This window comes from Paraburkholderia sp. RAU2J, from assembly GCF_003634845.1.
GTDB classification, from domain to species: Bacteria; Pseudomonadota; Gammaproteobacteria; order Burkholderiales; family Burkholderiaceae; genus Paraburkholderia; species Paraburkholderia fynbosensis.
The window spans coordinates 1-26185 of sequence record NZ_RBXG01000001.1 but is presented as its reverse complement, the minus strand read 5'-3'; the positions used below and the strand labels follow the sequence as shown (position 1 = coordinate 26185).

Genomic DNA, 26185 nt, shown 5'->3' with positions numbered 1-26185 from the left:
TGTGAATCCGCCTAGCGGGCTGCGCCGCCGGTTGCCGTCACGGTCGAGACGGCGGTGACCGTGTAGCCGGCTTCGTCGATGGCGGCCTTCATCGCGTCGACCGGTTGCGCCGAGTCGACCACCACGCGGCCGGACGCCAGATCCACCTGAACCTGCGCGGCTGCATCGTGTGCACGAATGGCGTTCGTGACCGCCGTGACGCAGTGCTGGCAGCTCATGCCTTCTACCTTGAATTCGATTGTCATCGGGATTGCCTCGGGAAAAATCAAATAGGAGTAACTGGATTATGCCTGCCGATTCGTACTCGAGTGGCTGGACCTTCCCATTATGGGAAGGTGTACGATCGACTCATACCTTGGAGAAAACGGTCATGAATATCGGTGAAGCCGCCCGCACGTCGGGCGTCACGGCGAAGATGATTCGCTATTACGAAAGCGTGGGCTTGTTGACGGCGAAGTCGCGCACGAGCGCCGGTTATCGCGTATATGGTCCGCAGGAAGTTCATTCGCTGCGCTTCATCCGCCAGGCGCGGCGCCTCGGCTTTCTGGTTGAAGACATTCGCCGGCTGCTGGCGCTGTGGCACGATCGCTCGCGCGCCAGCGCCGAAGTGAAGCAGATCGCGCTGGAGCACGTCGCGGAACTCGACCGCCGGATCGCCGAACTCACCGATATGAGAGACACCCTCGCGCATCTCGCCGACCATTGCCACGGCGACGAACGGCCCGACTGTCCCATCATCGAACGCCTTGCCGACACCGATCTGGTGTCGGGGAAAGGATGTCACCCGATCTAAGGCAGTTGATGCAAGCGGTGCAACCCGGGACGCAAAATTGTCGCAACCGGAGGCCACTTGCACTACGCTGGTGCTTTAAAATGTGGGGCGGCATCCAATCTAATTCGAAATTCGCGCTGAATCGAACTAAATCAACAGTTTAGCTGCACCGCAAGCGTGCACCATTCCAAAACGGAATGCACGTCATGCGGGCATTTCACTAGCGCGGTTGCACCATCCGGCTATAATTCGGGTTAACCCTTTTACGGGAAATCCCTGATGTCAAACTTCACCGGGGATTCAATCTGATCCTTGGAGAACATCATGTTTGCATACATTCTTGAAAAGCTGAGCACCTGGTTTGAAACCGCCGAACGCAACCGTCGCGAAGCCTACCTGGCATCATCGTCGGACATCGTTCAGCTCGAACAGCGTATCCGTTCGCTCGAAACCAGCGGCTATTCGCTGTAAGTTTCATCCGCTTCGAGTTGGACCCGCCGGCGCACATTGCGCGGCGATTGCAGCACAACGTTGAGCCCCGTCGATTCGGGGCTTTGTCACATCTGGGCCTGAGAATTTCCTCGCGGCAGGCGTTTGCGCACTATGCGTGGCGAATAACAACTAGCTTCACGACTGCCACCGAGGTAAGGTAAAGCGTGCTCCGCGCAATCCGGCATTCCCAAACCAAACCGGTCCGCCCATGTCTTCTCTCCGCTCGCTTCAGTCCATCCTGTCCGTCGCCGCCGCGGCTTTGCTGACGACGATTTGCGCCGTGTCGAACGCATTCGCCACGCCGGACAGCGCGCGCAGGCCCGTCATCCTCGACTCGCAGGGCGGCATCAACGACGGGCAGAGCGGCACGGTGATGCGCACCGGACCGGCATCGTGGCAGCCGATCGTTGGCGCGCAGCCAATGGCCACGCCGGCCGAATTGGCGCCGCCGGATCCGTCCACACCGATCATCGTCGCGCCGTATATTCAATTGCCTGCGGGCGGCGGCTCGCGGCCGCCGCTGCCTCGTCCGGTGCCGCGTCCGCAATAGGCGTCTTCGGCGCGTTTTCTTCCTGCGCTTGCGTCTCATCCCGTTGATGTTTTCACGCCCGGTAAACGCTTTGCCGGGCTCTCGCGCATCCACGCGTAGCAGGCTCGCCGGGGTGCGCATGCGCGGCGATTGGCGTGCGGCGCGGCATTGGGGTTTGGGCGCATGGCGTGCGCCACACGGTCCGACGACAATCGTTTCGCAGTGTCTGGCCGCGGCCCTGGCGATGTGTATCGCGCAGCGACCCTGCTTTGAACGCAACAGAACGAGGAGACATCAAATGACCACTCACTGGCTTCGCCGTGGCGCGAGCGCCTGCGTGACGTTGCTCGCGCTTGCCGTGCCGCCGGGCGTCGCGTTCGCCAAAGACACGCCTGAAATGCCCGCGCTGACGATGGCCGTCGGCGGTTTACCCGGCCTTTACTATCTGCCGGTGCTTGCCGCACGTCAGTTGGGGTACTTCAAGGACGAAGGCCTCGATGTCACGCTCGAGGATTTTGCGGGTGGATCGAAAGCTCTGGAGGCAGTGGTGGGCGGCAGCGCCGACGTGGGCGCGGGGGCGTTCGAGCACACGCTGTTCATGCAGGCCAAGGGACAGCACTACCGGGCATTCGTGCTGATGGGCCGCGCCCCGCAGATCGTCGTCGCGGTGGTGAAGTCGAAGGCTAATCAGCTCAAGTCGCTGGCGGACTTCAAGGGCGCGAAAGTCGGCGTGAGCGCGCCGGGTTCATCGACGGATCTCGTGCTGACCGTGGCGTTGCGCAAAGCCGGCGTGAAACGCAGCGACATTTCAGCGATCGGAGTGGGCAGCGGCGCCACGGTGCTGGCGGCGGTCAGCGGCGGCCAGATCGATGCGCTCTCGAACGTCGATCCGATGATGACCAAGCTGACGCGCAGCGGGGCGATCAAGGTGCTGGTCGATACGCGCACCGTGAAGGGTACGCAAGAGGTGTTCGGCGGGACGATGCCCGCGGCCACGCTCTATGCATCGGAGAGTTTCATCCAGAAGAATCCGAAGACGACCCAGGCGCTCACCAACGCGATCGTGCGAGCAAACCACTGGTTGCAGACCGCGAGCGACGCCGATCTGCTGAAGATGGTGCCGCCGGCTTATCTGCTCAACGACCCGGCGCTATATGTCGAAGCCTTTCACAACGTGCGCGACGCGTATTCGCCGGATGGCTTGATGCCGGCCGACGGCCCGGCGACCTCGCTGCGCGCGCTGGCGTCGTTCGATGACCGGCTGGATCCGAAGAAGATCGATCTGAGCGCTACCTATACGAACGACTTCGCGCGTAGGGCAGCGGCACAATTGAAGTAAGTGCGAATCGGGATGCGCGTGCCGGTTGCCCGGAGGCCGTGCGCGACAAACCTCAATCGCCGCGATACTCGACCTTGAACCCGGCAGCCTTGTCCTCGCCGAGCGCCTCGACGAGCCAGGGCATCTGGTCCTTCAGCATTTTCGCCAGCGTATACGGCGGGTTCAGAATGAACATGCCGCTGCCGAAAAGTCCAAAGCCGTCCTCGGGCGGATTGCTGACCGTCAGGCTGACGTGGAGCCAGTTGCGCTCCTGCAGCTTCTTCAACTGATCGGGAAAGCGCTGCGATTCCGGGCGCCTTACCTGCGGATACCAGAGCGCATAGGTGCCGGTCGGAAAGCGCTTCAGGCTCTCTTCGACACAGCGCAGCGTGCGCGTGTAGTCGCGCTTGTCCTCGTACGACGGATCGAGCAGCACCAGCGCGCGGCGCGGCGCCGGCGGCAGCAACGCGAGAATGCCGTCGAAGCCGTCGCCCGCGTAGAGCATCGCCCGGCGGCCCGCATCCCGGAAATTGTGGCGCAGCACGTCGATCTCGGTGGTGTGCAGTTCGAACAGACGCATGCGGTCCTGTTCGCGCAACTGCCGCCACGCGATATACGGCGAGCCCGGATAGAAGCGCAACTGCCCATCAGGATTGAGCGCGCTGACTTCTTCGACGTAGTCGGCGAAGAGCGGCGGCAGATCGTTGCGCTCCCACAGCCTGGCGATGCCGGTCTGGAATTCGCCGGTCTTGGTCGCGTAGCCTTCCTTCAGCGAATAGACACCGGCGCCCGCATGCGTGTCGATATACCAGTAGGCTTTGTCCTTCTGGCCGAGGTAGCGCAATAGCTGCAACACGACGGCATGTTTCAGAACGTCGGCGTGATTGCCTGCATGAAAGGCGTGGCGGTAGCTGAGCATGATGAGGAAACGCTGAAAGAGGGCATGCCGGTCGAGGGCGGATTCGGCGGTGCGGGGTGCAATGCGGCGGCACAGCGGGCAAACGGCGCCGGTGTGCAGGGCGGTCGCGTATTGTACGCGACGCCGCGCTGCGGGCCGGGTAAGTTCCGCGTGGCATGGCCCCGCTGCCGCCGGGCCACGTCACGCGCTTCGGCGAGAATCCGTTCAGTCGTAGGCGTCGCCGACGATTTCCTCGATCCGCTGCCTGAGTTCCGGCGTGATTCGCGCGGCCACCTCGGCGGACTTCATGTTCTCGCCGATCTGTTCGACCCGCGACGCGCCCGTGATTACCGTGCTGACGTTCGGATTCTTCAGAATCCAGGCAATCGCGAGTTGCCCGATCGTGCAGTCCAACTCGTCGGCCACCGCGCCGAGTTTGCCGACCACGGAGTTCTTGCCCGCGTCGGTGACCTGTTTGCGCAGCCAGTCGTAGCCTTGCAGCTGCGCGCGGCTATCCGGCGGGACGCCGTCGCGGTACTTGCCGGTGAGCAGGCCGGACGCGAGCGGGCTCCAGGTGGTCAGTCCGAGGCCGATATCCTCGTAAAGCCGCTTGTACTCCTGCTCGACGCGTTTGCGGTGGAACAGGTTGTACTGCGGCTGCTCCATGACCGGCTTGTGCAAATGGTGCCGCTCCGCGATCTCGTAAGCGGCGCGGATCTCGTCGGCGCTCCATTCGGAGGTGCCCCAGTACAGCGCCTTGCCGCGCGTGATCATGTCGCTCATCGCCCAGACGGTTTCCTCGATGGGCGTGTTCGGATCGGGGCGATGGCAGAACACCAGATCCACATAGTCGAGTTGCAGACGCTTGAGCGACGCGTCGACCGCGTTCAGCAGATATTTACGGTTCAGCGTGTGGTACTGGTTCGGTGCTTCCGTGAGCCCCCAGAAGAATTTCGTGGACACCACATAGCTCACGCGCGGCCATGCCAGTTCCTTGAGCGCCTGGCCCATGATTTCCTCGGATTGGCCGCCCGCGTAGACCTCGGCATTATCGAAGAAGTTGACTCCCGCGTCGCGCGCGGCCGCCAGCGATTCGCGCGCCGCGCGATGATCCACCTGGTTGCCGTAAGTGACCCATGAGCCAATGGACAGCTCGCTGACTTGCAGGCCGGAGCGGCCCAGACGTCGATAATTCATGCATGCCTCCTCGTGGGTGATGCTGCCAGAACTGCGCCGAAAACATCCAGTTTAAAGAGATACAGCGCGATGTGCGTTTTACCTATGGAGTTCACAGGTTCATGCACAATAGCAGCATTGGCCGCAATGCAGCATTCGGCCGAACGGCCTATGTCGTTCGGCTGACTGCACGCCGCTTGCGGCTTGTGGTCTCATTGCTCATCAACTGCATGGAGGTTCTGGATGTCGTCTCTGAACACGAATCTGAACGGCAAGGTCGCCGTGGTTACTGGCGCGGCAAGCGGCATCGGCAAGCAGATCGCGCTGACTCTTTCCGCGGCGGGCGCGGCCGTCGCGATCGCCGACCTGAACCAGGATGGCGCAAACGCCGTCGCGGAAGAAATCACGAAAGGCGGTGGTAAGGCAGTCGGCGTGGCGATGGACGTCACGAGCGAGGAGGCCGTCAATCAGGGCATCGACAAGATCGCGGCGGAACTCGGCTCGATCGACATTCTCATTTCCAACGCCGGCATTCAGATCGTCAATCCGATCGAAAACTATTCGTTCTCGGACTGGAAGAAGATGCAGGCGATTCACGTGGACGGCGCCTTCCTTACCACGAAGGCCGCGCTCAAACACATGTACAAGGACGATCGCGGCGGCATCGTGATCTACATGGGGTCGGTCCACTCGCATGAAGCGTCGCCGCTGAAATCCGCCTATGTGACAGCCAAGCATGCGCTGCTGGGGCTCGCGCGCGTGCTGGCCAAGGAAGGCGCGAAGCACAATGTGCGCTCGCACGTGGTGTGTCCGGGTTTCGTGCGCACGCCGCTCGTCGACAAGCAGATTCCCGAGCAGTCCAAGGAACTCGGCATCAGCGAGGAAGAAGTCGTCAAGCGCGTGATGCTGGGCGGCACGGTCGACGGCATCTTCACCACGGTGGAAGACGTCGCGCAGACAGTGCTGTTCCTGTCCACCTTCCCGACGGCGGCGCTGACCGGCCAGTCCTTTATTGTGAGCCACGGCTGGTATATGCAATAAGGAGGCGCCCATGGCGCAACGCAATCTCAAGCGGGCGCGCGTGGGTGCGCCCGGCGACGGGGAGGGCGACGGCGCCGGTTCGGCCGCCGCAGCCCACCCCGACCGACGCATCCATTTGCCCAACTACGAAACCGTCGCGCTGATGCTGCAGGGCGGTGGCGCGTTGGGCGCGTATCAGGCAGGTGTCTTTCAGGGGCTTGACGAGGCCGGCATCGAACCCAACTGGCTGGCGGGCATTTCGATTGGCGCGTTGAATACGGCCATCATTGCCGGCAATCCGCGGGAGAAGCGGGTCGAGCGGCTGTTGCAGTTCTGGGAAACCATCTGCCAACCGGCGTTCGGGCCGCCATTGCCGGCTTTCATCGAGCGTGCGCTCTTCAATTCGAGCGAGGCGGTGCGCAAGGCCTTTACGGCGACCCAGGCGCTAGGCGCGCTCGTCGAAGGGCAAAAGGGCTTTTTCGTGCCGCGGTTTCCGCCGCCGTTGCCCACGGTGTCCGGGCCGCCGCAAACGGCCAGCTACTACGATACCGCACCGTTGAAGGCGACACTCGAGGCGCTCTGCGATTTCGACCGGATCAATTCGCGCGAAATGCGCGTGTCGGTGGGCGCGGTCAATTGCGGCACGGGCAACTTCGCGTACTTCGACAACACGCACACCACACTGCGGCCCGAGCATTTCATGGCGTCAGGCGCATTGCCGCCGGGCTTCGCGGCGGTCGAAATCGACGGCCAGTTTTACTGGGACGGCGGCCTGATGTCGAATACGCCGCTCTACGAAGTGATCCAGACCACGCCGCGTCGCGACACGCTCGCGTTCCAGGTCGATCTGTGGAGCGCGATCGGACCGGTGCCGGATAACCTCACGGATGTTCAGGGGCGCATGAAAGACATCCAGTATTCGAGCCGTACGCGTCTCGTGACCGACATGCTGCAGCGCTCGCAGCGTTTCCGGCACGTGCTGCGCGAGGTGCTGGAGCGCGTGCCGTCCGGGCAGCGTGACGACCCGTGGTGCAAGCTGGCCGAAGAGCTCGCGTGCTCGAAGCGCTACAACGTGATCCATCTCATCTACCGGCACAAGGAATACGAGGGGCACTACAAGGACTTCCAGTTCGGCCTCTCGACCATGCGCGAGCACTGGCAAAGCGGTCTGGACGACATTCGCCATTCGCTCGAGCATCCCGACTGGCTCGACATGCCGGATAACGACGCGGGTTTCGTCACGCACGATATCCATCGTGATTCGCGTTGACAGGACTACAACGAAACGTTCAGGCAATAAAAAACGGCGCCCTTTCAGAAAGGGCGCCGTTTCTCTCAGCAGTTCCAGCAGTGCGCGCGACCAGGACGCGCGCTTCGGCTTACTTTACTTCAACACATGAGCAATCGCGTTGGCCACCGCGTCGAGGTTGCGCGTGTTCAGCGCAGCCACGCAGATGCGGCCCGTGCTCACCGCGTAGATGCCGAACTCTTCGCGCAGACGGTCCACTTGCGGCGCCGTCAGACCCGAGTACGAGAACATGCCGCGCTGTGCGTTCACGAAGCTGAAGTCGCGATCCACGCCGCTTGCCTTCAGGCGTTCGACCAGACCGTTGCGCATCGCGCGAATACGGTCGCGCATTTCTGCCAGTTCCGTTTCCCACGTGGCGCGCAGTTCGGGCGAGGCGAGCACTGCCGCGACCACCGAGCCGCCGTGCGTCGGCGGGTTCGAGTAGTTCGTGCGGATCACGCGCTTCAGTTGCGACAGCACGCGTGCTGACTCTTCCTTGCTTGCCGTGATGATCGACAGCGCGCCGATACGCTCGCCGTACAGCGAGAACGACTTCGAGAACGACGACGACACGAACACGTTCAGTTCCGAGGCCGCGAACAGACGCACCGCTGAGGCGTCCGCTTCGATGTTGTCGCCGAAACCCTGGTAGGCGATGTCGAGGAACGGCACCAGATTGCGCGCCTTCACGACTTCGACCACCTGCTTCCATTGATCGACGGTGAGGTCGACGCCGGTCGGGTTGTGGCAGCAGGCGTGCAGCACGACGACGGTGCCCGCGGCATAGCTGTTCAGCGCGCTCAGCATGCCCTCGAAGTTCACGCCATGCGTGTGCGCGTCATAGTACGGATACGACATGACTTCGAAGCCTGCGCCTTCGAACAGCGCACGGTGGTTTTCCCAGCTCGGATCGCTGATTGCGACCTTGGCTGCAGGGTTCACGCGCTTCAGGAAGTCCGCGCCGATCTTCAGCGCGCCCGTGCCGCCCAGTGCCTGCGCCGTGACGACGCGGCCCGCCGCGATCAGCGACGAGTCGTTGCCGAGCAGCAGCTTCTGCACGGCCGCATCGTAAGCCGCGATGCCTTCGATCGGCAGGTAGCCGCGCGGCAGCGCCGCGTCGACGCGGGCTTTTTCGGCCTCGCGCACGGCGCGCAGCAGCGGAATCTTGCCTTCTTCGTTGAAGTACACGCCCACGCCAAGGTTGACCTTGGTGGCACGCGTATCGGCGTTGAAGGCTTCGTTCAGGCCCAGAATCGGGTCGCGGGGAGCAAGTTCGACGGCGGAGAACAGAGACATGATGGGTGGGCAGCAGTAGTGAAAAGAGGGCGGCTCTGAGCGCGAACGGCCCGACCTGAGGCGTCTGATGCAAAACGCGAACAGGCGGCGGACAGCGGCAAGCGAGCGCAACTTCGCATTGTAACGAATCCGCGCGCGTTTTTCGGGCGACCAGGCTGGCGGGAGGGAATTATTTGCTTGAAAAACAGGCACTCCGGCGCCATGTGACATCAACGGATCTGCCGGAGTGCCGCCCGGCGAGGGCCGCTAGGCGGCCATCCGCTCACGGCGCGAACCCTCTTCATAGCCGCCCACATGTGACTGGAAGGCGACGAATCTTTCAGGTGGAGGATCGTCACATGAGGTACCGCCGAAGGTACCGCCGAACGCCCGCAAACCCGCCCGCGGCGTTCCGAACCCTACGCAGACCCGCTCGATCCGCGTTTCCCGCAACCCGTTAGAATGGTCCTTTGCCCAAGGCCCGGTGCCGTCCCCATGTCCGAACAACATCTGACTGAAGCCGAAGATACGCTCGACGAATCCAAATTCGTCACGTTCGAGGGCTCGCCGTTTCAGCTCTACCAGCCGTACCCGCCCGCCGGCGACCAGCCCACGGCGATCGACACGCTCGTCGAAGGCGTCGAGGACGGCCTCGCGTTCCAGACGCTGCTCGGCGTGACCGGCTCCGGCAAAACCTTCACGATGGCCAACACGATCGCGCGGCTCGGCCGCCCGGCGATCGTGTTTGCGCCGAACAAGACGCTCGCCGCGCAGCTTTACTCGGAGTTCCGCGAGTTCTTTCCGCGCAATGCGGTCGAGTACTTCGTCTCGTACTACGACTACTACCAGCCCGAAGCGTACGTGCCGCAGCGCGACCTGTTCATCGAGAAAGACTCCTCGATCAACGAGCACATCGAGCAGATGCGGCTGTCGGCTACCAAGAGCCTGATGGAGCGGCGCGACGTGGTGATCGTCGGCACGGTGTCGGCCATTTACGGTATCGGCAATCCGTCCGAATATCACAAGATGATTCTGACGCTGCGCACGGGCGACAAGCTCGGCCAGCGCGACATCATCGCGCGGCTGATCGCGATGCAGTACAACCGCAACGAAGCCGATTTCCAGCGCGGCTCGTTCCGCGTGCGCGGCGACACGATCGATATCTTCCCGGCCGAACATGCCGAAATGGCGGTGCGCATCGAATTGTTCGACGACGAAATCGAAACGCTGCAACTGTTCGATCCGCTCACCGGCCGCGTGCGGCAGAAGATTCCTCGCTTCACCGTGTATCCGTCGTCGCACTATGTGACGCCGCGCGACACTGTCGTGCGTGCGGTCGAAACGATCAAGAGCGAATTGCGCGAGCGGCTCGAATTCTTCTATAGCGACGGCAAGCTCGTCGAAGCGCAGCGGCTCGAACAGCGCACCCGCTTCGATCTGGAAATGTTGCAGGAACTGGGTTTCTGCAAGGGCATCGAGAACTACTCGCGGCACTTTTCCGGCGCCGCACCGGGCGAGCCGCCGCCAACCCTGGTCGATTACCTGCCGCCGGACGCCATCATGATGCTCGACGAGTCGCACGTGCTGATCGGGCAGTTGAACGGCATGTACAACGGCGACCGGGCGCGCAAGGAAAATCTGGTCGACTACGGTTTCCGCCTGCCCTCGGCGCTGGATAACCGGCCGCTCAAGTTCAACGAGTTCGAGCGCAAGATGCGCCAGGTCGTGTTCGTGTCGGCCACGCCGGCGGATTACGAGAAGAAAACGGCCGGACAGGTCGCCGAGCAGCTGGTGCGTCCGACCGGCCTCGTCGATCCGGAAATCGAGGTGCGTCCGGCGCGCAGCCAGGTCGACGACGTGCTCGGCGAGATCAACGAGCGCGTCAAGGTGGGCGACCGGGTGCTGGTCACGGTGCTGACCAAGCGGATGGCCGAGCAGTTGACCGAGTTTCTGGCCGACCACGGCGTCAAGGTGCGCTATCTGCATAGTGACATCGACACGGTGGAGCGGGTCGAGATCATTCGCGATCTGCGGCTGGGCACCTTCGACGTGCTGGTCGGGATCAACCTGCTGCGCGAAGGGCTGGATATTCCGGAGGTGTCGCTCGTCGCGATTCTCGACGCTGACAAGGAAGGTTTTCTGCGCGCCGAGCGCTCGCTGATCCAGACCATCGGCCGGGCAGCGCGCAATGTGAACGGCAAGGCGATCCTGTACGCGGACAAGGTGACGGACTCGATGCGCCGCGCGATCGACGAAACCGAGCGGCGGCGCGCCAAGCAGATTGCCTTCAACCTCGCGAACGGCATTACGCCGCGCGGGGTGGTCAAGCGTATTCGCGACATCATCGACGGTGTGTACAACGTCGACGACGCGCGCGCCGAACTGAAGGAGCAGCAAACGCGCGCGAAATTCGAGGACATGTCCGAGAAGCAACTCGCCAAGGAACTGAAGCGTCTCGAAAAACAGATGATGGAGCACGCCAAGAACCTCGAGTTCGAAAAGGCCGCGCAGACTCGCGACCAGTTGGCGCTGTTGCGCCAGCGTGTGTTCGGCGCGAATGTCGGCGATCACGTCTCGGGCGTCGAATAAGGCCTCTTTCCACCTTAGGGCGCGGCAACCTGTCGCGCCCTGTCAAGTTGCAGCGACCCACCCCTCCCAGCTCACTGCGCCGTTCCCCGCTACGCGCTTTCTTAAAGCAGCCTTAAGGCCCTTTTGCGACAAGGCTTTGCGAACGTCGATATTTGTTCTCCCTGGCGATCAATGATAAACTCGCCCAATATTGAGAATGGTTCGCATTTAATGTTTTTGTAGGCGATTGCACTGGCCGGTCGATCGCCTGCCGAAAGGCGAGGGCCATCGCATCAGGCTCGCCGACGCGCTGTTCCAATGGATTCGATTCCAGTCTGATAAAAACAAGGAGTTTCAATGCGGATTTGTTCATTTGTGCGCGGCGGCGCAGCCGCGGTCGCCGCAGTGGCGGCTTTGTCGGCGACGGCTGCGGAATACCCGATCGGCAAGCAACAGATTCAGGGTGGCATGGAAATCGGCGCGGTGTACCTGCAGCCAATCACCATGGAACCGGAAGGCATGATGCGCAAGGCGTCGGATTCGGACATCCACCTCGAAGCGGATGTCCACGCCGTCAAGAACAATCCGACCGGTTTCGCCGAAGGCGACTGGATGCCGTATCTGCAAATTCGCTACGAGCTGACGAAAGCCGGTTCGAATCAGACGCAGAAGGGCGACCTGATGGCGATGGTCGCCAACGACGGCCCGCACTACGGCGACAACGTCAAGCTGCAAGGCCCGGGCAAGTATCACCTGAAGCTGATCGTCGAACCGCCGATGCAGACTGGCCACATGGCTTTCGGCCGCCACGTCGACAAGGAAACCGGCGTGGGCCCGTGGTTCAAGCCGTTCACGCTCGACTATGACTTCACCTTCGCCGGTATCGGCAAGAAGGGCGGTTACTGATCCGCCGATCGTGGTGGATTGCCCGCCGGTCACGCCGTCAGGCCCCGCTCGAGCGCATGGCCGGGCGGCGACGATTGGGCGAATGAGTGAATGCAGCACAGACGGGGCGCCGATGATCGACGTCGGCGCGCCGCGATTTCTGGAAAGGCTAATGAGAATCGACCGAAAGATCGCGCTGCTCGCCGCTACGGCGTTGCTCGCGGGCGCGGCCCACGCAGCCGACCTGCCGACCTTCAAGCTGGAAATGAACGACGGCAAGCTCACCCCGGCGCGCATCGAAGTGCCGGCGGGGCAGCGCATCAAGATCGAAGTGCGCAACACCGGCAAAGGCGCTGCCGAATTCGAAAGCGTGCAGTTGCGTAAAGAGAAGGTGTTGGCGCCGGGCGCGGATTCGTTCGTCGTGATTGCTCCGCTGGAGCCGGGCGAATACAAGTTTTTCGACGATTTCCACCAGCAGGCGCAGGGTGTGATCGTCGCGAAGTAATGGCCTGGAATGCAGGCGCGCGACTACGGGGCGCCGCATTCTTTTTCAGGCAGTGAGCGGTAGAAGGAACGAAGGGAGAGCTTGGATGGGGCAGATTCTGTTCATCGTATGGCGGGAAAGCGTCGAGGCCTTGCTGGTCGTCGGCATCCTGTACGCGTGGTTGAAAAACGGCGACGACGATGCGCGCCGCGGCTTGCCGTACCTGTGGGGTGGCGTCGCGGCCGGTGTGATCGCGGCGGTCGCCCTCGGCGCGGCGCTGGTGGGCTTCACCGAAGTGCTCTCGGGTGACGCGCAGGATTATTTTCAGACCGCGATGGTGCTGGTCGCCTGCGTGCTGATCGTGCAGATGGTGCTGTGGATGAAGCAGCACGGCCGGACCTTGAAGCGCGACATGGAACAGTCGCTGCAAAAGAGTCAGCGCGATTCGAACTGGTGGGGTGTCGCGTTGCTGGTCGCACTGGCGATCGCGCGTGAAGGCAGCGAAACGGTGATCTTCCTGTACGGCCTCGGCTTCGGCCAGTCGGGCCACGTGGACGGCAGCCAGATGCTCGCGGTCGTGATCGGCCTCGGTCTCGCGTTCCTCACGTTCTACCTGCTGCAGCTGGGCGGCAAGATCTTCTCGTGGCGGCTCTTTTTCCGCGTCACCGAAATCATGCTGCTGTTCCTTGGCGCCGGTCTGTTCCAGACCGGTGTCGACAAGCTGATCGACAAGGAAATCCTGCCGACGCTCGTCAACCAGATGTGGAATTCCTCGGCGATCCTCGACGACTCGAGCACCTTCGGTTCGCTGGTTTCGACGCTGACTGGCTATCGCGCTCATCCGGCGCTGATGAATCTGCTGGCGTACGCGGTGTACTGGGCGGTCGTCTATCTGCTGCTGCGCCGGGCGAATCGCAAGCCGGTGCAGCGGACAGCGGGACGCGCGGCATGAGCACCGTCATGACCCGCCCCGGGCGCCTCGCGGCGGCGGGACAATGGATGCAGCGTCACGGCGCAGTCATCCGCGGCATTCAGTGGATCGTGGTGGCGCTCTACGCGTTCCTGATCATCGTGCCGGCGGTGATGCCGCTGCCGGACGACACTGCGCATCTCTGGAACAACCTGACGCTTGCCGCGCAGTTCGTGTTCTGGGGCATCTGGTGGCCGTTCGTGTTGCTGTCGATGGTGATGCTCGGCCGGGTCTGGTGCGGCGTGCTCTGTCCGGAAGGCGCGCTCGCCGAATTCGCCAGCAAGTTCGGCCGCGGCTGGGCCATTCCGCGCTGGATGCGCTGGGGCGGCTGGCCATTCGTCGCGTTCGGCATCACGACCATCTACGGTCAGATGGTGAGCGTGTACCAGTATCCGAAGGCCGTGCTGCTGGTGCTCGGCGGCTCGACCTTCGCGGCGATCATCATCGGCTTGCTATACGGGCGGGAGAAGCGTGTCTGGTGCAAGTATCTGTGCCCCGTCAACGGGGTTTTCTCCCTTCTGGCGCGCCTCGCGCCGTTCCACTACAAGGTCGACGAAGACGCGTGGCGCCGTTCTTACAAGAACGGCGAGCATGGCCATCGCGTGATTCCGATCAATTGCGCACCGCTCGTGCCGTTGCGCAATATGAAGGGCGCGTCGGACTGTCATATGTGCGGCCGGTGCAGCGGACACCGTGACGCGATTGCGCTGACGTGGCGCGCGCCGTCGTCGGAAGTCGTGCAACTCGGCGACAAGCAGGCGAACCCGTGGGACACCGCGTTGATCCTGTACGGCCTGCTCGGCATCGCGATCGGCGCATTCCACTGGACCGCCTCGCGCTGGTTCATCGACCTGAAGATGTTCTTCGCGACGTGGCTGATCGATCACGACATCACCTGGCCGCTCGACACCAACGCGCCGTGGTTCCTGTTCACGCATTACCCCGAGCAGAACGACGTGTTTTCGTGGCTCGACGGCACGATGGTGATCGGTTACATCCTTGCGACGGCGCTGGTGTACGGCACCGCGCTGCTGCTGTTGCTAACGGGCGCGACGCGCATGCTCGGACGCTTCAGCGCGGTGCGTCTGCATCATCTGACGCAGGCGCTGATTCCGATCGCCGGCGCGGGCGTGTTTCTTGGGCTGTCGGCTACCACGCTGTCGCTGCTGCGCGCGGAGCATGTGTCGCTGTGGTGGGCGTCGGATCTGCGCATCACGATTCTGGCGATCGCCAATCTGTGGAGCGCATGGCTTGCCTGGCTCGTCACGCGCCGCTATAGCGAGCGCTTCGTGCAGCGCGGCCTCGCGATGCTGTGGTTCGTCGCGGCGCTGGCCGTGGTCGATAGCGCGTGGTGGCTGATGTTCTGGGGCTGGGCTTCGAAGTAGGCTGGAACAACGTCGGGTTCCGGGCTGCCGCAAGGCCGCGGTTGCAGGAACACCGCCGCCGCGGCACGAACAAAAAGCCGTGGGATGACATTCATCCCACGGCTTTTTCATTTTCTGCTGAGCGACACACGGCGTTTTCGTGCATCCGCGCTGGGCGAGAACCAAAAAAGCGGCCTGGCTGGCTGCGACGGCTGGCTTGGTGTCTGCACGAAGGGGTCTAGTTCTCACGTGCAAGCCGTCGTGGCTGGCTAATGCCCAACACCTCTCGAGGAGGTGGTCCCCACAATACCCGGTACTTACCTCTGTTTCGTTCCTACTTGGTCAGGATCAGCTTGCCTAAGCGCGTGGCACGCAGCTGGTAGGTTTCGCCGTTATGCACGATGCTGATGTGACTATGTCCCTGCAGCAATGCGTCGCTGCGCACGACCCGTTCCGATGTCTCGCTCGAGCCGTTTGCACGCTCCGCAGCAGGCTTGGCGGCGCAAGTGCTCGCCGTCGACGATTTCGGGCGGCTGGTCAGCGCGGCCGCCGGGCGGCGCAGGCTGAGCGTGGAAGGGCGGTTGAGATCGTTCATTCGTTTTGGCTTGTTCGTCGATTCGATGGATTTATTCTAAATGATAACTATTCCTATTTACAAGCGAGAGAAATTCATCGGATTTTCGTTTTGATAGCCACGTGAACGAGCAGAGAAAAGGGGCGAGAGGCCGCCTTCAGCGGGCGGCTCGCAAGACAAGCGCGGCGGCGGCCCGGGCAGGCGCCCGCGCGCAATTCAATGCAGCGAACCGGGCTCCTGCTTGGTCTGCACATACTGACGGATCAGCCGTACGGTATCGATGTCGTTCTCCCGATACGCCGATTTCACGATTTCCTGCGTCTGCACGGCGTCCTGGTCGGTGGAGACGGGCAGCGTGGTCGCGTACTCGAAACGCAGGAACAGTTGCAGTTCGTCCGGCTGTTCGATGGTCATCGTCAGCGAGCCGCCTACGTAGTCTTTAGTCGGCAGGATGTCGTAGCGCACGCTCTGGCTCGCCTGCAGCGTGACGCGATCGCGCACGGTGGCCTGGCCGTAATGCAATTCCCGTTCGAGGACATTCCCTTCGCGCGACAGAATCGTACAGCTGTCGAGCCCAATCACGAATAGTTGCGGCTGCTCGGCGCGCAGCACGAGCCCCTCCCACAACTGCTCGCGGGTCATCGAGTCGACAAAGGGATTCAACGGATCGTTGATCTGGATAAGGTGTTCGAAATTCAAGTCGACAGCTTCCTATGAAAGCGCTGCGTTGCGTCAGATTGCATGCTGCCCTGTCAGTGCGGGGTGCCTTTCGGACCACCACCGCGTTACGCGACGGCGAGCCCCGAGCGGATCGTGATCGAATGCGTAAGGATTTTGTGGACTGGGCACGCATTGGCGATTTGCAAGAGCCGTTCCCGCTGCTCCTCGGACAGATCGCCTTCGAGCACGATCTTACGGTCGATGGCCGTGCCCGCGTCGCCGGTTTCGAGCGACAGGGTCACGCGCACATCCGTCAGCGGCCACTCCTTGCGCTGAGCGTACATCTTCAGCGTGATCGACGTGCAGGCGCCGAGGCTCGATAGCAGTAGCGAAACGGGCGTCGGCCCGCGATCGCCGCCGCCGAGCGACTCGGGTTCGTCGGCGAGCCACGTGTGCTTGCCGTCGTCGAAAATGACCTGGAAATTCGTCGAACCGATATGGGCGGTGACGGTAGGCTCTGCCATGCGTGCGGCTCCTGAACAGGACGGAAAATCGCCGCGCGCCGAGCCTCATTCGATGAAGCGCCGTGGCGCGCAGCATGAGACGCTATTGTGACCGAAATTGCCCGCCTTCGCGCCTTGGGATGAGGTGTGTGCGGGGCGGATGCAACCGGCGCGGGGCCGCGCGGGAGGCTTTCCGCGCCGCGCTCGTGTTGCTGGTGGCAGCACTCATCGCTAGGGCGGCGGCAAGCTATGGCCGCCACGTGATCGCTGCGGGCCGCCGCCGCCGCCCACTCAGTGCGTGATCTCGCCCATGCGTCCGGCCTGATAGTCGATGACGGCCTGGCGGATCTCGTCCTCGGTATTCATGACGAACGGGCCATAGCGCACCACCGGCTCCTTCAGCGGGACGCCACCCAGCAGCAGCACTTCAAGCGGCTCTTCGCCGGCGCTCAGCGTGACCGTGTCGCCATCGTTCTGGAACACGACCATCTGCTGGGCGTCGATCAACTGGCGTGCTTCACCCTCGCCATAGAAGCCCTTGCCGGACAAGCCATACGCGAACACGCGATAATCGGCTGGCACCGGTTGCCGGATCGTCGCGCCGGGCTGCAGAGAGAAATGCTGATACAGGATCGGCGTGCGAGTTTCGATTGCGGCCTTCATGCCGAGCGCTTCACCGGCGATCACCTTGACGCGCACCTTGCCGTCCGCGGACGTCGCGACCGGAATGCTCGCCGACGGTATTTCCTGGTAGCGCGGCGCGATCATCTTGTCGCGACGCGGCAGATTCACCCACAGCTGCAGGCCGTGCACGCGGCCGCCCGTGCGCACGAACGACGGGTCCGGCATCTCGCTGTGCACGACGCCCGCGCCGGCGGTCATCCATTGCACGTCGCCGGCATGCAACGTGCCCGAATGTCCCGCCGAATCCTTGTGGCCGAACTGCCCCTCCAGCACGTAAGTGACCGTTTCGAAGCCGCGGTGCGGATGATCGGGTGCGCCTTTGGCCTCGCCCGGCGCGTAGTCGATCGGACCCATTTCATCGAGCAGCAGGAACGGATCGAAGTCCATCAGCAAGCGAGTGGGAAACGGGCGGTGGACGATAAAGCCGCCGCCCTCGGTCGTGCGAACGGCGGGAAACGTGCGTTCGATCGTGCGTGTCGTGCTCATCAATATCACCTCTAAAAATGGGGAATAGCGTCATTTTTGAAACATGGGGCTATTATAGGGACCGTTTTCAGAGGTGCCAGCCACCATCGCACAATGGATTGTTCTATTACTGGAACGATGAGATGAAGATCGATTCACACAACCTGAATGACCTGATGTACTTTTCGCAGGTCGTCGAACATGGCGGTTTTTCCGCCGCCGAGCGGGTGCTGGGGATCTCGAAGTCGCGCCTGTCGCGCCGTTTGACGGAACTCGAAGCGTCGTTGGGGGTACGCCTGCTGCAGCGTTCCACCCGCAAGCTCGCGCTGACCGAGGCCGGTCACCTGTTTTATCAGCACTGTCAGGCGATGCTGAGCGAGGCGGCGGCGGCGGTCAACGTCGTACAGCAACTGCGCTCGTCGCCGCGCGGCACCGTGCGTGTCAGCGTGCCGGTCACGGTCTCGCAGACGATCCTGTCGACGATCCTGCCGGAATTCATGCACCGCTATCCCGAAGTGAAAGTGGTGATGCGGGTGACGAACCGCGTGGTCGACCTGTTCGAGGACTCGATCGACGTCGCGCTGCGTGTGCGTTCCGATCCGCCGGAAAACGCCAACATCGTGGTGCGGCCACTGTGGCGCACCCAGCAGATGCTGGTCGGTGCACCGAGTCTGCTGCAGCAGAATGCGCCGCCGCTCACGCCCACCGAACTGAACCGCTTCGAAACGCTAGACGTGCCGACCGGCGACGGCCGCCACGTCTACAACCTGATCTCGCCCGACGGCACGCGTCACGCGCACGAACATGAGCCGCGTCTCGTGACCGCCGATCTGATGACGATTCGTGAAGCAGCACTCGCCGGCGTCGGCATCGCCGCGCTGCCGGAGATGATGTATGGCGCAGCATTGCGCGCGGGGCAGTTGTCGCCAGTGATGCCGGGCTGGACCTTTCCGACGCCGCAGTTGTACGCCGTATTCGTGTCACGCCAGGGGATGGTGCCGGCCGTGCGCGCATTCGTCGATTATCTGGTCGAAATGCTCGACCCGGACGACGGCAAGCACATCATGGGCGAGTGTCCTGTACGCGAAGAGACGGCCACGGCGCAGGCATCGCTCGCGGTCGTGTCGTAGGGCGTTGCGATATCGCTTTTAGCATTTAAGCGTGGGCTGTCATGAGTACTTTCAATGGCCGTTTGCTTGAATGCGCGCGCTCGCAGGCCTATAGTGAAATCCCTTCGCTAAGGAGTCTCTTATGCGGAAACTCATGGCCGCTATCATAGCGAGCCTGATAGGGCTGAGCGCGCTGTCCGTGTCGATCACGGCTGTCGCATGCGGTGACCCAGGAAGCCGTCAATCTGCGACCGACGGCAAATGAGCCCGCCGCCCGAAGGCGCCGAGTGCGCACAAAAAAAGGCCTTCATCTGACGATGAGGGCCTTTTACTTTTTGGCCCCTGTTTCAGGGGCTTTTGCGCGTTTTTTTGCAGTTGCCGCGTAACGCGCCGCGGGTTTCAGGGCAGCGTTACTTACCAGGTTTATCTGGCTTTGGGCTGCGTGACGAAACCGATCTTCGTGAGGCCGCCGGACTGAGCCGCCGACATCACCTGTGCCACTTTCTCGTACGGGACCTTGCGGTCCGCGTCCAGATGCAGTTCCGGTTGCGGGCTTGCCTGCGCGGCCTCTGCAATCTTCGCGCTCAAGGCTGCTTCGTCGACCTTCTGGTCGTTCCACAGGACGTTGCCGTGCGCGTCGATCGCGACCGTCACCTGCGCGGGCTTGGTATCTTCTTTCTGACTGCTTGCATGCGGCAGATCGATTTTGACCGCGTGACGAATCACCGGAATCGTCACCATGAAGACGATCAGGAGAACCAACATCACGTCGACGAGCGGCGTCATGTTGATCTCGTTCATCAGGCCGTCGTCATCGTCGCCGGCGAAGGGGCTCATTGCCATGGGAGTGCCTCGTCGATCAGTTCGCGCGGGTCGCGAGACGCAGGCCATCGCCGCGCTTGGACGACGACAGGCGTGCGCCCGTCACGAAGAACGCGTGCAAGCCATGCGCAAAGCGGCTCAGTTTGGCGACGATGGCCTTGTTGGCGCGCGTCAGTGCGTTGTAGCCGAGCACAGCGGGAATCGCGACGAACAGGCCGAACGCGGTCATGATCAGCGCTTCGCCGACCGGGCCGGCGACCTGGTCGATCGACGACTGGCCGCTCGCACCGATAGCCAGCAGCGCGTGGTAGATGCCCCACACGGTGCCGAACAGACCGACGAACGGCGCCGTGCTGCCGATCGACGCGAGAATCGCGAGACCGCTCTGCATGCGCGCGACGCTTTCATCCATCGTGTCCTTGAGGCAACGCGTGACCCAGTCCGACACGTCCATGCGATCGTGCAGATGCGGCTGCGTTTGATGATGGTGATCGGCCGCTTCCTGGCCCGACAGCGCCAGCGCGAGGAACGGGTTGTCCTGCGGTGTCGACGAACCGGCGCCGAGTTTCTTCACGCCGTCGGCGAGATCGTCCGAATGCCAGAAGGCTTGTTCGGCATTCTTCGTGAGGCGATTCAGGCGCATCACATTCCAGCCTTTGATGACGATCACGCTCCACGACATCACCGACATGATCAGCAGCGCGAGCGCGATGCCGCGCGTCACGAAATCCCCTTGCGCCCACACGTGCGCCAAACCGTAGTTTTGCATTGCAATTCCTTTTTTAAAATCTGCTTCAATCGTTCAGATTGAAGTCGTAAGGCTGGGTGTACGCGGCTCGAATCGGCTGACCGTTCTCAAGATACGGTTTGCAGGCGCTCGCGCGCACGGCGGCGAGCGCAGCATCGTCGAGACGGCTGAAGCCGCTGCTCTTCTTCAACTCGATGTTTTCGAGCCTGCCCGTCAGGCCGACCACGAACTTCACATACGCGGTGCCGGTTTCGCCGCGCCGCTTCGAGAGCGTCGGGTACTCCGGTTTGGCGATGCTGCAGTCGAGGTGCGAGACGTTCTTGGGCGCGCTGATTTCCATCGTCTGACGGCCGATTGCCGGTGCGGCCTCAGCCGGAGGCGTCGCCGGTGCGGCGGGCGCGGGCGGCGTCGGATCGGGCGCCGCGACAGGCGTCGGGGACGGTGCGGCTGCCTGAGGCAAGGGCGTCGGCGTCGGTTTGGGCGTCGGAGTCGGCTTCGGCTGCACCTTGGGCTTCGTACGAACCGGTGGCGCCGGCTTCGGCGGTGGCGGCGCGACGGATTCCATCGCGACCGGCGCGGCGAGCGGCGCGGGCGGCAACAACTGCGCGGTCATCACGTGCGATTCGAGCGTGGGCTGCACGGGCTCGTGACGCAGCGTCATGATCACAGCAAGCAAGCTAACGTGGATCACCGCCACGACGGCGGTCGCAGTCAACGCACGGGAGTTCATACGAGCGGACGAAGCCGGCTTCGCGCCGGCTGGGACAGTAGGCAAGACCTGCATGTTAGCGCGGCAGCGCGCTGTGGGAGCAACACGTCAGACAAGACATCGTCATATTCGGAAGATCAGCAGCGAAATAAATAAAGTAGTCACGAAACCAATCAGCAATTCCACCTCGAACTCCTTTTGATGGGTGAGCGGGTAGCTGGCTGGTACGAATACGGATACTGGCTTGCTGACGGCAGTGGGGATAACGCGTGATGCAGCGCTTGAAACGGCGCCTGAAACGGCGGGATGCCGGGCGTTCCTTGGGCAACGGTTCGCGCCGCGCCCGAAAGCAGCCTTCAGGCGGCTTTGCGTTCGTAAAATGTCAGCGGGACAGCCTGCGGATGAAGCTCGGTGCCGACGCCGCAGCGGCTGGCGCACACGCCGCTTTGCAGCATGACGTCGCGCACGGACGCTTCGCATTTGCCGCAGCAGGAAGCGACGCCCAGCTCGAACTGAAGCTCGTCGAACGAGTCGACGCCATCCGCGATCGAGGAACGGATGGTGCGGTCAGAAACGGATTTGCAGACACAGACAATCATGGCAGGACGTCATAGCTAACGTTAATGCGAATTATTATCATTTTGTTTGGGCCGTTTGGCAAGAGCCCTGCCTGATTTTTTGTAACAAAACCAGACTCTTAGAAGGGTTTCATCTATGGGTTGACGGTGGACGACTATCGGCGGATAGGGCCCAAAAAATGCCCGAAACGTGTGCAGTAACGCCTCGGGTGGACGTCATAACGCACTGGCCATGCGGTTTTCACGCGGCTTGGGAGTCCGGCGCCGCCGTACGGCGCGAAGGAATCTGCACCTGTTCAACCGCTGCGTCGATATGCAGGAGGGTGGCCGCGAGCTGCTGCTGATGCGTGCCGTCGCCGGTCGAATAAAAACGGGGCAGCGCGGCGCCTGCCTTTTCCGTGGCGGCGCGCAGACCGTGTTGGTCCAGCACGCGTGCCAGTTGACGCGCGATGGCGACGCTCGTGTCGATCAGCGTGAGCCGATCGCCAACGATGTCACGAATCGCCGCATCCAGAAACGGGTAATGGGTGCAGCCGAGCACCAGGGTGTCGGCGCCGGCATCGAGCATCGGCTGAAGATAGCCGCGCAGCAGCGTGCGCAACTCGGCCGAGCCGACGTCGCAGCGCTCGACTGCCTGCACGAGTCCATGGCCCGGTTGGCACAGGAAACGGCAGTCGGCGGCATAGCGCTCGAGCAGTCCCTGAAAGCGGACGCTGCGCAAGGTTACCTGGGTGGCGAGCACGCCGGCGACGCGGGTTCTGGACTGCAGCGCAGCCGGCTTGATGCCGGGTTCGACGCCCACTAGTGGAATGGGCAGTTTTTCGCGCACCAGGGCGATGGATTGCGCGGTCGCCGTGTTGCAGGCGACCACCAGCGCTTTCGCACCTTGCTTGACCAGCCATTCGCCGATCGCGAGCGTGCGGTCGGCGATGAAGTCGTCGTCGCGCTCGCCATACGGCGCGTAGAACGAATCGGCGACATACAGGATGGCTTCGTCAGGCAGTTGCGCCCGAACCGCCCTCAACACCGACAAACCGCCGAGGCCCGAATCGAAAATGCCGACCGGCGCGCTCGAAGCAGCGCCCGAGGTAAATGTCGGGACAGTCGGGGACGGCGATTGTGCAGGCATAGGCGAAGAGCGCGCGCATGGCGCGACGGTCAAGGGATGGTCGGAAAAACGGGAAGGTGCGCAAGTATATCGCCCGCGCGGACCCGGTCATGGCGAATGCCGGGACAAGTGACTTGGCTCATGAGCTGGCCCTGAGTCGCGCGGGCTGTTTTCAGCGCGGGTCGATCAGGATTCGACCGTGCCCATTGCGCTTTGCTGGTAGTTCTGGATGCCGACCTTGTCGATCAGATCGAGTTGGGTTTCGAGCCAGTCGATGTGTTCTTCCGTGTCGTCGAGAATCTTCGTGAAGATTTCGCGCGAGATGAAATCGCGGACGGATTCGCAATACACGATTGCTTCCTTGCAGGTGCTCTGCGAAATCTGTTCGAGCTTCAGATCGCATTCGAGGATTTCTTTGGTTTCCTCACCGATCAGCAGCTTATGGAGATCCTGCAGATTCGGCAGACCGTCGAGCATGAAAATGCGTTCGATGAGCCAGTCGGCGTGCTTCATCTCACCGATCGACTCGTCGTATTCGTGCTTGCCGAGTTTTTCCAGACCCCAGTGACGATACATGCGTGCATGCAGGAAGTACTGGTTGATGGCGGTCAGCTCGTTTTTCAATTGAGCGTTGAGATATTCGATGACCTTCTTATCGCCTTGCATGATGTGTCCTTAATGGGGTTCAATTTCCCAGAACGATAAACGCCGACGCCCGAAAAGCCAAGGCCAAAATTCAGTTTTACGCTTGATTTTGAAGGTTTTTCGCGTGTTGCTTATTGTTCTCATCGGGTTGTAAAAAAAAACCGAGACACGAGGCCCCGGTTTCTGGTTTTGTCAATTGATCCTGGTCTCGATCAAACCGTCGCAACCGGAATCTTGCCGATCTTCGCCTGCCATTCCTTCGGCCCGGTCTGATGGACCGATGTGCCGTTCGAATCGACTGCGACCGTCACCGGCATGTCCTGCACGTCGAACTCGTAGATCGCTTCCATACCCAGGTCTTCGAACGCAAGCACCTTTGCGCTGCGAATCGCTTTCGACACGAGATACGCCGCGCCGCCCACGGCCATCAGATACGCGGCCTTGTGCTTCTTGATCGCCTCGATCGCAACCGGTCCGCGCTCGGCCTTGCCGATCATCGAAATGAGGCCCGTTTGCGAGAGCATCGTTTCGGTGAACTTGTCCATGCGCGTGGCCGTGGTCGGGCCTGCCGGGCCGACTGCTTCGTCGCGCACCGGATCGACCGGGCCGACGTAGTAGATCACGCGGTTCGTGAAATCGACCGGCAGCTTTTCGCCCTTCGCCAGCATGTCGGCGATGCGCTTGTGCGCGGCATCGCGGCCCGTCAACATCTTGCCTGACAGCAGCAGCGTTTGGCCCGGCGTCCAACCGGCAACTTCTTCCGGCGTCAGCGTATTCAGGTCGACACGCTTACTGGTTTCCGTGTTCGGTTCCCACTGCACTTTCGGCCATGCGTCGAGCGACGGCGCTTCGAGCTTCGCGACGCCGGAGCCGTCGAGCGTGAAGTGTGCGTGTCGCGTGGCGGCGCAGTTCGGGATGATCGCGATCGGCTTGGACGCGGCGTGCGTCGGCGCGGCCATGATCTTCACATCGAGCACGGTGGCGAGGCCACCAAGTCCCTGTGCACCGATACCGAGCGCATTGACCTTCTCATGCAGTTCCACGCGCAGCTCTTCGATCCAGTCCTTCGGGCCGCGTGCGATCACGTCCTGAATGTCGATCGGGTCCATCAGCGATTCCTTGGCCATCACCATCGCTTTTTCAGCCGTACCGCCGATGCCGATGCCGAGCATGCCCGGCGGGCACCAGCCCGCGCCCATGGTCGGCACGGTCTTGAGAATCCAGTCGACGATCGAATCCGACGGATTGAGCATCGCGAACTTCGACTTGTTTTCCGAACCGCCGCCCTTGGCCGCGACCTGCACGTCGACGGTGTTGCCCGGCACGATCTCGTAGTGGATCACGGCCGGCGTGTTGTCCTTCGTGTTCTTGCGTGCGCCTTCGGGCGGACTCACGATCGACGCGCGCAGCACGTTGTCCGGGTTCAGATAACCACGGCGCACGCCTTCGTTGATCATGTCGGTGACGCCCATCGTCGCGCCGTCCCAACGCACGTCCATGCCGACCTTCACGAACACCGTGACGATACCGGTGTCCTGACAGATCGGGCGCTTGCCTTCCGCGCACATACGGCTGTTGGTGAGAATCTGCGCGATGGCGTCTTTCGCCGCCGGACTCTGTTCGAGCTCGTAAGCGCGGCCCAAGGCCTGGATGTAGTCGAGCGGGTGGTAATAGCTGATGTACTGAAGCGAATCAGCAATGCTCTGAATCAGATCTTCCTGTTTGATGACGGTCATGGCTTGGCTCAGTGGGGACAACGGCGCTTGTTTTCCGATCGCAGCGCGGTGCGGTCAGTCGTGCGCCTTCAGGGGAGTGGAACCTTTTGCGGAACCCACGGCATGCAGCACCGCGGGCTCTTCGAAATGCTTGGGATGCGTATGCGTGGTGAGGCGGTCGACCAGCGCCATCACCAGCGCGGACACGAGGAACGCCACGTGGATGATGACCTGCCACATGATCGTGTGAGTCGTGTTCTGGTCGGGGCTGATGAAGGTCTTCAGCAGATGGATCGACGAGATGCTGATCAGCGCCATCGACAATTTGACTTTGAGCACGCCGGCGTTCACGTGGTCGAGCCATTCCGGTTCGTCCGGATGACCCTCGACGCCCAGGCGCGAGACGAAGGTTTCATACCCGCCGATGATCACCATGATCAGCAGGTTCGAGATCATCACCACATCGATCAGGCCGAGCACGACCAGCATGATGTTGGTTTCGTCGAGCGTCATCGATGCCGTGACCAGATGCCAGACTTCCTTGAGGAACAGCACCACGTAGACAGCTTGCGCGATGATCAGGCCCAGGTAGAGCGGCACCTGCAGCCAGCGGCTCATGAAGATGATGACGGGCAGCGGACGCATCGGGCGGCGCTGACGGGCGGAGGCGGGTCGCGTAGCGGACATAGGCAAGAGTCAGATGAAACGCAGGTGACGGAACACGGACCAAATGCGCGGACCCGGTGTGCGATGACGCACGTGGATCGGACACGCAAACCATGCGCAGACGGCGCGGCGCACGGCGTGAGAGCGCCGGGTAAGCTTG

At 62.3% G+C, this 26185-nt stretch carries 29 protein-coding genes; 12 read left to right on the top strand and 17 right to left on the bottom strand.

Annotated features, from left to right (window positions below):
• Positions 1 to 11 precede the first annotated feature (11 nt).
• Positions 12 to 245: a cation transporter gene (locus B0G69_RS00140; protein ID WP_121315129.1), complete on the bottom strand. Its 234-nt coding sequence runs from the start codon at positions 243 to 245 to the stop codon at positions 12 to 14.
• Positions 246 to 370: 125 nt separating this feature from the next.
• On the opposite strand from B0G69_RS00140, the gene cueR reads away from it, so the two are divergent.
• The 4 genes from cueR to B0G69_RS00120 all read left to right on the top strand — a co-directional run bounded on the left by cueR (position 371) and on the right by B0G69_RS00120 (position 3132).
• On the top strand, positions 371 to 793 hold the full coding sequence (gene cueR, locus B0G69_RS00135) for a Cu(I)-responsive transcriptional regulator (protein ID WP_121315128.1): 423 nt from the start codon (positions 371 to 373) through the stop codon (positions 791 to 793).
• Between the two features lie 303 nt (positions 794 to 1096).
• Positions 1097 to 1243: a DUF3563 family protein gene (locus tag B0G69_RS00130; protein ID WP_121315127.1), complete on the top strand. Its 147-nt coding sequence runs from the start codon at positions 1097 to 1099 to the stop codon at positions 1241 to 1243.
• Positions 1244 to 1472: 229 nt separating this feature from the next.
• The gene (locus B0G69_RS00125; protein WP_121315126.1) at positions 1473 to 1814 is read left to right on the top strand and encodes a hypothetical protein; all 342 of its coding nucleotides are present in this window, start codon (positions 1473 to 1475) and stop codon (positions 1812 to 1814) included.
• Positions 1815 to 2091: 277 nt separating this feature from the next.
• Positions 2092 to 3132, top strand: coding sequence for an ABC transporter substrate-binding protein (locus B0G69_RS00120; RefSeq protein ID WP_121315125.1), 1041 nt, complete (start codon positions 2092 to 2094; stop codon positions 3130 to 3132).
• Positions 3133 to 3184: 52 nt separating this feature from the next.
• Here the strand turns inward: B0G69_RS00120 and rlmJ are convergent, their stop codons facing one another.
• Together rlmJ and B0G69_RS00110 are read right to left on the bottom strand one after the other, a co-directional pair.
• Complete coding sequence (gene rlmJ, locus B0G69_RS00115; protein ID WP_121315124.1) at positions 3185 to 4030, bottom strand: 23S rRNA (adenine(2030)-N(6))-methyltransferase RlmJ; 846 nt, start codon at positions 4028 to 4030, stop codon at positions 3185 to 3187.
• Between the two features lie 204 nt (positions 4031 to 4234).
• A complete protein-coding gene (locus B0G69_RS00110; RefSeq protein ID WP_121315123.1) occupies positions 4235 to 5206 on the bottom strand; it encodes an aldo/keto reductase in 972 nt (323 codons plus the stop codon).
• Between the two features lie 222 nt (positions 5207 to 5428).
• Between B0G69_RS00110 and B0G69_RS00105 the strand changes: the two genes are divergently transcribed.
• Complete coding sequence (locus B0G69_RS00105; protein ID WP_121315122.1) at positions 5429 to 6226, top strand: 3-hydroxybutyrate dehydrogenase; 798 nt, start codon at positions 5429 to 5431, stop codon at positions 6224 to 6226.
• Positions 6227 to 6236: 10 nt separating this feature from the next.
• Positions 6237 to 7475, top strand: coding sequence for a patatin-like phospholipase family protein (locus B0G69_RS00100; protein WP_121315121.1), 1239 nt, complete (start codon positions 6237 to 6239; stop codon positions 7473 to 7475).
• A gap of 114 nt (positions 7476 to 7589) precedes the next feature.
• Here B0G69_RS00100 and B0G69_RS00095 read toward each other — a convergent pair whose 3' ends face one another.
• Positions 7590 to 8789, bottom strand: coding sequence for an amino acid aminotransferase (locus B0G69_RS00095; RefSeq protein ID WP_121315120.1), 1200 nt, complete (start codon positions 8787 to 8789; stop codon positions 7590 to 7592).
• 474 nt (positions 8790 to 9263) lie between these two features.
• On the opposite strand from B0G69_RS00095, the gene uvrB reads away from it, so the two are divergent.
• The gene (gene uvrB / locus B0G69_RS00090) at positions 9264 to 11357 is read left to right on the top strand and encodes an excinuclease ABC subunit UvrB (RefSeq protein ID WP_121315119.1); all 2094 of its coding nucleotides are present in this window, start codon (positions 9264 to 9266) and stop codon (positions 11355 to 11357) included.
• Positions 11358 to 11469: 112 nt separating this feature from the next.
• Here the strand turns inward: uvrB and B0G69_RS40530 are convergent, their stop codons facing one another.
• Positions 11470 to 11709: a hypothetical protein gene (locus B0G69_RS40530; RefSeq protein ID WP_147440676.1), complete on the bottom strand. Its 240-nt coding sequence runs from the start codon at positions 11707 to 11709 to the stop codon at positions 11470 to 11472.
• Here B0G69_RS40530 and B0G69_RS00085 point away from each other — a divergent pair.
• The 4 genes from B0G69_RS00085 to B0G69_RS00070 all read left to right on the top strand — a co-directional run bounded on the left by B0G69_RS00085 (position 11694) and on the right by B0G69_RS00070 (position 15060).
• Entirely contained in the window at positions 11694 to 12242 is a 549-nt protein-coding gene (locus tag B0G69_RS00085; protein WP_121315118.1) for an iron transporter, read from the top strand. The two genes, B0G69_RS40530 and B0G69_RS00085, sit on opposite strands and share 16 nt — an antisense overlap.
• Positions 12243 to 12393: 151 nt before the next feature.
• On the top strand, positions 12394 to 12726 hold the full coding sequence (locus B0G69_RS00080) for a cupredoxin domain-containing protein (RefSeq protein WP_121318964.1): 333 nt from the start codon (positions 12394 to 12396) through the stop codon (positions 12724 to 12726).
• 85 nt (positions 12727 to 12811) lie between these two features.
• The gene (locus B0G69_RS00075; RefSeq protein WP_121315117.1) at positions 12812 to 13657 is read left to right on the top strand and encodes an FTR1 family protein; all 846 of its coding nucleotides are present in this window, start codon (positions 12812 to 12814) and stop codon (positions 13655 to 13657) included.
• Entirely contained in the window at positions 13654 to 15060 is a 1407-nt protein-coding gene (locus B0G69_RS00070) for a 4Fe-4S binding protein (protein ID WP_121315116.1), read from the top strand. Before B0G69_RS00075 ends, B0G69_RS00070 begins: the two co-directional genes overlap by 4 nt.
• A 313-nt stretch (positions 15061 to 15373) precedes the next feature.
• Here B0G69_RS00070 and B0G69_RS00065 read toward each other — a convergent pair whose 3' ends face one another.
• From B0G69_RS00065 to B0G69_RS00050, 4 genes are all read right to left on the bottom strand, one after another.
• Positions 15374 to 15634 (bottom strand): hemin uptake protein HemP, encoded by a 261-nt coding sequence (locus B0G69_RS00065; protein WP_121315115.1) that lies wholly within the window; start codon positions 15632 to 15634, stop codon positions 15374 to 15376.
• Between the two features lie 195 nt (positions 15635 to 15829).
• Positions 15830 to 16312: an SRPBCC family protein gene (locus B0G69_RS00060; RefSeq protein ID WP_121315114.1), complete on the bottom strand. Its 483-nt coding sequence runs from the start codon at positions 16310 to 16312 to the stop codon at positions 15830 to 15832.
• Between the two features lie 86 nt (positions 16313 to 16398).
• Positions 16399 to 16797 carry an OsmC family protein gene (locus B0G69_RS00055; protein WP_121315113.1) on the bottom strand — a complete coding sequence of 133 codons (399 nt, stop codon included), beginning with the start codon at positions 16795 to 16797 and terminating at the stop codon, positions 16399 to 16401.
• Between the two features lie 270 nt (positions 16798 to 17067).
• Positions 17068 to 17946 carry a pirin family protein gene (locus B0G69_RS00050; protein ID WP_121315112.1) on the bottom strand — a complete coding sequence of 293 codons (879 nt, stop codon included), beginning with the start codon at positions 17944 to 17946 and terminating at the stop codon, positions 17068 to 17070.
• 122 nt (positions 17947 to 18068) lie between these two features.
• Between B0G69_RS00050 and B0G69_RS00045 the strand changes: the two genes are divergently transcribed.
• Positions 18069 to 19055, top strand: a complete 987-nt coding sequence (locus B0G69_RS00045) for a LysR family transcriptional regulator (RefSeq protein ID WP_121315111.1) — start codon at positions 18069 to 18071, stop codon at positions 19053 to 19055.
• Positions 19056 to 19457: 402 nt separating this feature from the next.
• Here the strand turns inward: B0G69_RS00045 and B0G69_RS00040 are convergent, their stop codons facing one another.
• From B0G69_RS00040 to B0G69_RS00005, 8 genes are all read right to left on the bottom strand, one after another.
• Entirely contained in the window at positions 19458 to 19877 is a 420-nt protein-coding gene (locus B0G69_RS00040; RefSeq protein ID WP_121315110.1) for a biopolymer transporter ExbD, read from the bottom strand.
• 16 nt (positions 19878 to 19893) lie between these two features.
• Positions 19894 to 20625 carry a MotA/TolQ/ExbB proton channel family protein gene (locus B0G69_RS00035; RefSeq protein WP_121315109.1) on the bottom strand — a complete coding sequence of 244 codons (732 nt, stop codon included), beginning with the start codon at positions 20623 to 20625 and terminating at the stop codon, positions 19894 to 19896.
• 25 nt (positions 20626 to 20650) lie between these two features.
• Positions 20651 to 21388, bottom strand: a complete 738-nt coding sequence (locus B0G69_RS00030; protein WP_121315108.1) for an energy transducer TonB — start codon at positions 21386 to 21388, stop codon at positions 20651 to 20653.
• 281 nt (positions 21389 to 21669) lie between these two features.
• Positions 21670 to 21912: a (2Fe-2S)-binding protein gene (locus tag B0G69_RS00025; RefSeq protein WP_121315107.1), complete on the bottom strand. Its 243-nt coding sequence runs from the start codon at positions 21910 to 21912 to the stop codon at positions 21670 to 21672.
• A gap of 220 nt (positions 21913 to 22132) precedes the next feature.
• Positions 22133 to 23020, bottom strand: coding sequence for a glutamate racemase (gene murI, locus B0G69_RS00020; RefSeq protein WP_121315106.1), 888 nt, complete (start codon positions 23018 to 23020; stop codon positions 22133 to 22135).
• 165 nt (positions 23021 to 23185) lie between these two features.
• Positions 23186 to 23665, bottom strand: coding sequence for a bacterioferritin (gene bfr, locus B0G69_RS00015; RefSeq protein ID WP_121315105.1), 480 nt, complete (start codon positions 23663 to 23665; stop codon positions 23186 to 23188).
• Positions 23666 to 23856: 191 nt separating this feature from the next.
• On the bottom strand, positions 23857 to 25380 hold the full coding sequence (locus B0G69_RS00010; RefSeq protein ID WP_121315104.1) for a fumarate hydratase: 1524 nt from the start codon (positions 25378 to 25380) through the stop codon (positions 23857 to 23859).
• A gap of 54 nt (positions 25381 to 25434) precedes the next feature.
• Entirely contained in the window at positions 25435 to 26046 is a 612-nt protein-coding gene (locus tag B0G69_RS00005) for a TIGR00645 family protein (RefSeq protein WP_121315103.1), read from the bottom strand.
• Positions 26047 to 26185 lie beyond the last annotated feature (139 nt).

Bases quoted from the DNA above. Each gene is read 5' to 3' on its own strand.
- uvrB (WP_121315119.1), top strand. From the start codon at position 9,264: ATGTCCGAACAACATCTGACTGAAGCCGAAGATACGCTCGACGAATCC.
- B0G69_RS00045 (WP_121315111.1), top strand. From the start codon at position 18,069: ATGAAGATCGATTCACACAACCTGAATGACCTGATGTACTTTTCGCAG.
- B0G69_RS00070 (WP_121315116.1), top strand. From the start codon at position 13,654: ATGAGCACCGTCATGACCCGCCCCGGGCGCCTCGCGGCGGCGGGACAA.
- B0G69_RS00065 (WP_121315115.1), bottom strand. From the start codon at position 15,634: ATGAACGATCTCAACCGCCCTTCCACGCTCAGCCTGCGCCGCCCGGCG.
- B0G69_RS00010 (WP_121315104.1), bottom strand. From the start codon at position 25,380: ATGACCGTCATCAAACAGGAAGATCTGATTCAGAGCATTGCTGATTCG.
- B0G69_RS00025 (WP_121315107.1), bottom strand. From the start codon at position 21,912: ATGATTGTCTGTGTCTGCAAATCCGTTTCTGACCGCACCATCCGTTCC.
- B0G69_RS00040 (WP_121315110.1), bottom strand. From the start codon at position 19,877: ATGGCAATGAGCCCCTTCGCCGGCGACGATGACGACGGCCTGATGAAC.
- B0G69_RS40530 (WP_147440676.1), bottom strand. From the start codon at position 11,709: ATGAACAAATCCGCATTGAAACTCCTTGTTTTTATCAGACTGGAATCG.
- B0G69_RS00005 (WP_121315103.1), bottom strand. From the start codon at position 26,046: ATGTCCGCTACGCGACCCGCCTCCGCCCGTCAGCGCCGCCCGATGCGT.
- B0G69_RS00120 (WP_121315125.1), top strand. From the start codon at position 2,092: ATGACCACTCACTGGCTTCGCCGTGGCGCGAGCGCCTGCGTGACGTTG.
- B0G69_RS00055 (WP_121315113.1), bottom strand. From the start codon at position 16,797: ATGGCAGAGCCTACCGTCACCGCCCATATCGGTTCGACGAATTTCCAG.
- B0G69_RS00030 (WP_121315108.1), bottom strand. From the start codon at position 21,388: ATGCAGGTCTTGCCTACTGTCCCAGCCGGCGCGAAGCCGGCTTCGTCC.
- B0G69_RS00100 (WP_121315121.1), top strand. From the start codon at position 6,237: ATGGCGCAACGCAATCTCAAGCGGGCGCGCGTGGGTGCGCCCGGCGAC.
- B0G69_RS00080 (WP_121318964.1), top strand. From the start codon at position 12,394: ATGAGAATCGACCGAAAGATCGCGCTGCTCGCCGCTACGGCGTTGCTC.
- B0G69_RS00105 (WP_121315122.1), top strand. From the start codon at position 5,429: ATGTCGTCTCTGAACACGAATCTGAACGGCAAGGTCGCCGTGGTTACT.
- B0G69_RS00110 (WP_121315123.1), bottom strand. From the start codon at position 5,206: ATGAATTATCGACGTCTGGGCCGCTCCGGCCTGCAAGTCAGCGAGCTG.
- B0G69_RS00140 (WP_121315129.1), bottom strand. From the start codon at position 245: ATGACAATCGAATTCAAGGTAGAAGGCATGAGCTGCCAGCACTGCGTC.
- bfr (WP_121315105.1), bottom strand. From the start codon at position 23,665: ATGCAAGGCGATAAGAAGGTCATCGAATATCTCAACGCTCAATTGAAA.
- B0G69_RS00095 (WP_121315120.1), bottom strand. From the start codon at position 8,789: ATGTCTCTGTTCTCCGCCGTCGAACTTGCTCCCCGCGACCCGATTCTG.
- cueR (WP_121315128.1), top strand. From the start codon at position 371: ATGAATATCGGTGAAGCCGCCCGCACGTCGGGCGTCACGGCGAAGATG.
- B0G69_RS00050 (WP_121315112.1), bottom strand. From the start codon at position 17,946: ATGAGCACGACACGCACGATCGAACGCACGTTTCCCGCCGTTCGCACG.
- B0G69_RS00125 (WP_121315126.1), top strand. From the start codon at position 1,473: ATGTCTTCTCTCCGCTCGCTTCAGTCCATCCTGTCCGTCGCCGCCGCG.
- B0G69_RS00085 (WP_121315118.1), top strand. From the start codon at position 11,694: ATGCGGATTTGTTCATTTGTGCGCGGCGGCGCAGCCGCGGTCGCCGCA.
- murI (WP_121315106.1), bottom strand. From the start codon at position 23,020: ATGCCTGCACAATCGCCGTCCCCGACTGTCCCGACATTTACCTCGGGC.
- B0G69_RS00075 (WP_121315117.1), top strand. From the start codon at position 12,812: ATGGGGCAGATTCTGTTCATCGTATGGCGGGAAAGCGTCGAGGCCTTG.
- rlmJ (WP_121315124.1), bottom strand. From the start codon at position 4,030: ATGCTCAGCTACCGCCACGCCTTTCATGCAGGCAATCACGCCGACGTT.
- B0G69_RS00130 (WP_121315127.1), top strand. From the start codon at position 1,097: ATGTTTGCATACATTCTTGAAAAGCTGAGCACCTGGTTTGAAACCGCC.
- B0G69_RS00035 (WP_121315109.1), bottom strand. From the start codon at position 20,625: ATGCAAAACTACGGTTTGGCGCACGTGTGGGCGCAAGGGGATTTCGTG.